This is a genomic window from Streptomyces sp. NPDC002671, assembly GCF_053592475.1.
On record NZ_JBSFVU010000137.1, the window covers coordinates 1 to 3,704 of the forward strand.

3 protein-coding genes and 1 pseudogene are annotated in these 3,704 nt (G+C 66.1%); all 4 read right to left on the reverse strand.

Annotated features, from left to right (window positions below; translation table 11 throughout):
- The coding region (locus tag ACWD35_RS45145) for a transposase (protein ID WP_451357127.1) at positions 1-1,000 on the reverse strand (1,000 nt) is incomplete at its 3' end.
- 355 nt (positions 1,001-1,355) lie between these two features.
- A complete protein-coding gene (locus ACWD35_RS45150; RefSeq protein WP_451357125.1) occupies positions 1,356-2,081 on the reverse strand; it encodes a dienelactone hydrolase family protein in 726 nt (241 codons plus the stop codon).
- 260 nt (positions 2,082-2,341) lie between these two features.
- Positions 2,342-2,548, reverse strand: a pseudogene (locus ACWD35_RS45155) (IS5-like element IS4811 family transposase); the annotation flags it as partial.
- Entirely contained in the window at positions 2,527-3,315 is a 789-nt protein-coding gene (locus ACWD35_RS45160; protein ID WP_451357126.1) for a hypothetical protein, read from the reverse strand. The pseudogene ACWD35_RS45155 and the gene ACWD35_RS45160, both read right to left, overlap by 22 nt.
- Positions 3,316-3,704: the final 389 nt, after the last annotated feature.

A 3,704-nucleotide genomic window follows, 5' to 3' on the forward strand; every position in this document is an offset into this window, starting at 1 on the left:
TACCGCAGCCCAATCGACTACGAACACAACCACCGCGCCAACTCCGCCCTGGAGCTGGCCGCTTAGAAGATCTCCACACAACGAGGGGATTGACAGGTAGTTCACCGTCGTGGTCGAGCCAGGACGAGCGGTGGGTGAGCCTTGGGTGGACTCGGTCCCACGCCTGGGTCTCGGCCTTGCCGTAGTTGGTGGTGCCGGTGACGGTGGTGATTGTGGGCTCGGGCCAGGTCTCCGGCTTGGTGAAGCGGAATTCCGGGCCATGCTTGGGTGGCCGGCCGTTGACGCCGTGCATCCGCGGTGGTTTCGGCAGCCGCATCACGCGGTCGGAGCGGACCCGGCCGACCAGTTCGACGGGCAGGTCACGCAGGACCCAGGCCAGGCGGGTGACGTCGTAGCCGGCATCGCTGACGATCACGATATGCGGGTCCCCGGCCTGCCACTGGCCCGCGGCGATGAGCCGCTCGACGACGCCCCGCAGCTGGGCGGCGGTGACCGCAGTGGCGTCGTCCACCGGTCCGAGCCGGACCGCGTCCAGGATCGCGGTCCATGACGTGGCGCCCGGCTCCAGCACGGCCACGAAGGAGTAGGGCCAGCCCGGAATGAACTGCGACGCCGTCTTCGCACGGCCGTAGACGTGGCAGAACAACCGCTCCGCCGAGCACGGCGCGTCCGAGCGAAGCCACGGCGACACATCGACCGCCAGCACCAGGCGCCCGCCGTCGAAACGCGGCAGCGACAGCCCGGACATCACCGTCCGCAGCCGATCCATGTCGATCCGGCCGTGGTTCAGACCGCCGTACATAGCTCCGTGCCCACGACGATGCTCGGGCAGCAGCGTCAAGTCCACCAGGGACTTCACCGCGCCGTCCGCACACAGCACCGCATCGGCCAGCTCGAACAACTCGTCGCGCCGAGCGGTCAGACACTCGTAGAACTCGCCTCGGAAGCGTGACGCTTCCGCGAATGCTTCCCTCCGGACAGCAACTGGCAGCAGACTCACCCTCACGGCCTTCGTCTTGGTCACGTGCACCTTGGTCGGAGCACAGGATCAGACGAAGGCCGCCCCCACGTCCGGCGAATCCCCAGGTGAGCGACCCAGTTCGAGACACCGTTCGAAGCCGGTAGATAAAGAACAAGCTGAGCGCCTGTTCCTGATCCGGACATGACATCACGGTCGTTGGCGTTTCGGTGTTTGCCCAGCTCAGAATTCGAACGGCAGGGTTTGAGCGGTGAGATCGGATGGTCGACGGCTGACGGCCGGCCTCGCTGTTGCGGATTGCCCGATGGAGCCGTGGTGGTGGTGCGACATGAAGCCGGTTTAAGGGACCCGTGACCTCTTGGTGGTGTGGGACCGGTCACTCCGTCACAGGCAAGCACTCGGCGAGCAGGTCGACAATGTCGCGCCAGGCTCGCTGTGCGTGCCGTGGGTGGTAGCCGACGCCGGGCAGCACGGTGTGGTCGACCGGTGGGTGGTGGAAGGCGTGCAAGGCTCCGCCGTAGACCACGAGGCGCCAGTCGACGCCCGCGGCCTGCATCTCGGCGGTGAACGCGTCCCGCTGCGCGGGCGGCATGATCGGGTCTTCCGACCCGACCCCGGCCCACACCGGGCAGCGAATGCGCGCCGCCTCGCCCGGTCGGCCCGTGGTCAGTGCGTTGACTGTCCCGATCGCGCGTAGGTTGACGCCGTGGCGCCCGAGTTCCAGCACAATTGCGCCCCCGGTGCCGTAGCCGACGGCGGCGATCCGGTCGGGGTCGGCCCGCGGTTCGGCGCGCAACACGTCGAGCGCCGCGTGGCCGATGCCCCGCATCCGGTCGGGGTCGGCGAGCAGTGGCATGCAACGGGCCAGCATCTCCTCGGGGTCGCCCAGATAGCGCCCGCCGTGGAGGTCGAAGGCCAGCGCCACGTACCCCAGCTCGGCGAGCGCATCGGCCCGGCGGCGCTCGACATCGCTGAGCCCCATCCCCTCGGGCCCGATCAGGACCGCGGGCCGGTAGTCGACACCGGCGGGGAGCGCGAGGTGCCCGATCATCGTGAGGCCGTCGGCCGGGTACTCGACCGTACGCGTGGTAATCGTCACCATGAGAGTGGACTGTAGTGACCGTCGAGTCCGGTCGGGCGGGCGTTCTGCCGCTGGCAGAACAGCCCGGGTGCGCTTCTGAAATGCGGCGATGGCTCACGAATCCGTGTCAGTGCTGCTGGCCAGCGGCTACTGAACTTCGCGGCGGGTTCCTGGCGTATTCCGGTGCCACCCCTTGGTGGGACTGCTGACCGTCAGTGCCGAGACGATCAGTCGCGTTGAGCCTCGCGGGAGGCCGGCTGCCCGCGTCTGCGAGAGCTTCTGCGGGTGATGCGCCTGGTCATAAGAGTGATCGCGGCCCAGGTGATGAGCGATTCCGAGTGCTGGATGAGCCGTTCGTAGTCGCGTACGTGACGGCGGGCGTGCATGACCCAGGCGTGTGAGCGTTCGACGACCCTCACCGGTTCGGAAACCCTGCAGTTAGCGCGGCTGCTGTCGGGGCACCGTGCTACGAGGTGGCGCGACTCCCACTGTGCTCGGTGGTGACCTTCGTTGGCGGAAGCTGTTCTGCTACGACGATCCACTCCCAGTGCTCCTGCGCGCGGTCGGGTGAACCGACCCGTGCGGTCCGCTCCTCTTCGATCACTTGATTGAATCGGTTGTCGCTGGTGGTGAACTCTTTTACAGAGCTGGTCACCTGGCGAAGTGCAAGCAGTCGGGACTCGATCGATGGCGTGTCACTCGGATGCAGCAGCATGCATCCGGTGAGCGATGCCAGCTTTTTGAACGCTTGGTATGCACGGTAGCCGTCGCGGCCAGCGTCGCCTCTGTGGATGTCGGACTTCCACCACAGGAGAGGCTCTCCGGCCCGCATAGCTCGCCGCAGTTGTTGAGATGCCGATCGCAGGCACCACAATACGGCCCGCTGATCGTTGTTGAGGTTGTGTTCGAGGGCGAGCCGGATGAGCAGTGCCTCGAATCCCCCCTCGGCTTGAGCTGCTGCGGCCAGTAGCTCTGACCTGCGCTGGTCGTCCGGAGGTCCAAGTCGGGACATGCGAGCCCTTGACGTCGGCTCGGAGCTTCGTGAGTGGGCGTTCCACACCTTCCATGCAGCGAAGAAGTCACCGTAGACCCGGTACAGCTCGGCAGCCGCCGCCAGGTCACGCTCAAGCTTCGCCTGCGCCTCCTCCCGCTTACGCGTATACCTCTGCGCAATCCAGAGTCCGAGTAGAGCTGCGACACCTGCCACGACCACGCCCGAGACCATGTTGGCAACGATGGTGTCCTCAACTGTCATGGCGGGCCCTCCGGGACTCTCCGACTCTGCATGTGGAGTAGGCCCCATGGAAACCCGCGTCATCTGGGAGCACCGTCGAAGACTCGCGCCTTGCGCCACATACCGCACCCGAGTCGTTAAATTGACCCACCCCCCACCGCGAGCTGGGTGATGGGCTCAGGCCTTTCGTCAGTGGGTGACCGCATGGATGTCAGTGGGTGTTCGTGGCGACGCGCCCGCGAGGATGGCTGTCGCCGTGGGGTGTGTCAATTTAACGGCTGATCTTGGTTGTTGAGTGGTCAGTTGTTGCTCGGGGTGTCAATCCCCCCGATCTGTGGAGACCTTCCTATGCAGCCAGTTCCTCGGTGAGGCTGGCCTGGTAGCTGTGTTCGTAGTCGATCGGGCTCTTG

What these genes read in the sequence shown, in the direction of transcription:
- ACWD35_RS45150 (WP_451357125.1), bottom strand. Translation starts at nt 2,081, where the DNA reads ATGGTGACGATTACCACGCGTACGGTCGAGTACCCGGCCGACGGCCTC.
- ACWD35_RS45160 (WP_451357126.1), bottom strand. Translation starts at nt 3,315, where the DNA reads ATGACAGTTGAGGACACCATCGTTGCCAACATGGTCTCGGGCGTGGTC.